This is a genomic window from Brevibacterium rongguiense (genome assembly GCF_009857845.1).
In the GTDB taxonomy this organism is placed as follows: Bacteria; Actinomycetota; Actinomycetes; order Actinomycetales; family Brevibacteriaceae; genus Brevibacterium; species Brevibacterium rongguiense.
Window position 1 is genome coordinate 1 of the sequence record NZ_WWEQ01000126.1, and the last position, 966, is coordinate 966.

Here is a 966-nt window from a genome sequence, read left to right on the forward strand (position 1 = left end):
CGATCGGCTTCCCGGTCTCTTCGACGATCCGGACAGCTCCCTCACGGAACTCCCGGTCGTACTTCTTCCGCTTCTCTGGCATCTCGATCCTCATTGTCGATGCCTCTACGGTCCGGGGGGAACCTCATGGCGCACCGCCCGCGACAACGACGGTCACTGCCTCAACTGCGCCAAGACCCACAAGGAGAGCGCATGAACCCCACCTGCCATTCGTGCTCACGTCCCATCCACGGCCGCTGCCTCCTCATACGCCGCCAACACCCCATCTGCACAACCTGCGGCAGCACCACGGCCCCACCCCTCCACCACCTCACGGCCCCCACCTGCACCGTGCCCTGGCACGACATGTGGGACCACCCCAACCACATCATCATCACGACCTCAGCAGCCCTCCGCGCACTCACCACCGCTGACCCCATCACCTACCATCCCTGCGAAAGGAACGACCTGTGAGCCGTTGGGACGAACCCACCGCCAACTACCCCACGGAACGCCGGTGCACGGCGACGAACCGCAAGGGCCAGCAGTGCGGGAAGTACGCAATCAGGGGCGGGTCCGTGTGCACCGCCCACGGTGGCCGAACCCCGGCCGTGAAACGCAAGGCGCAGCAGACTCTCGCGGTGGCTCAGGCTCGAGCCGATGCGGCCGCGGCTCTTGCCCATGAGGGTCTGAAACCCGTGGGTGACCCGGTGATCGAACTGGGGAAAGCCGCGCGAGAAATCGTAGCGATGAAGGATGCTCTGGCTGCCCGCGTCAATGCCCTCACGGACCCCACTTATGCGGCGATGGGGGAGGAGAAACCCCGCGTGGAGCTGGCACTGTATGAGCGTGCTCTCGACTGAGGTTCCCCCCGGACCGTAGAGGCATCGACAATGAGGATCGAGATGCCAGAGAAGCGGAAGAAGTACGACCGGGAGTTCCGTGAGGGAGCTGTCCGGATCGTCGAAGAGACCGGGAAGCCGATCG

General features: G+C 64.8%; 1 protein-coding gene. It reads left to right on the top strand.

Features of this window, described 5'->3' with window-relative positions; translation table 11 throughout:
• The first annotated feature begins 449 nt into the window (after positions 1 to 449).
• The gene (locus tag GSY69_RS13785) at positions 450 to 842 is read left to right on the top strand and encodes a hypothetical protein (protein WP_160954397.1); all 393 of its coding nucleotides are present in this window, start codon (positions 450 to 452) and stop codon (positions 840 to 842) included.
• Positions 843 to 966 lie beyond the last annotated feature (124 nt).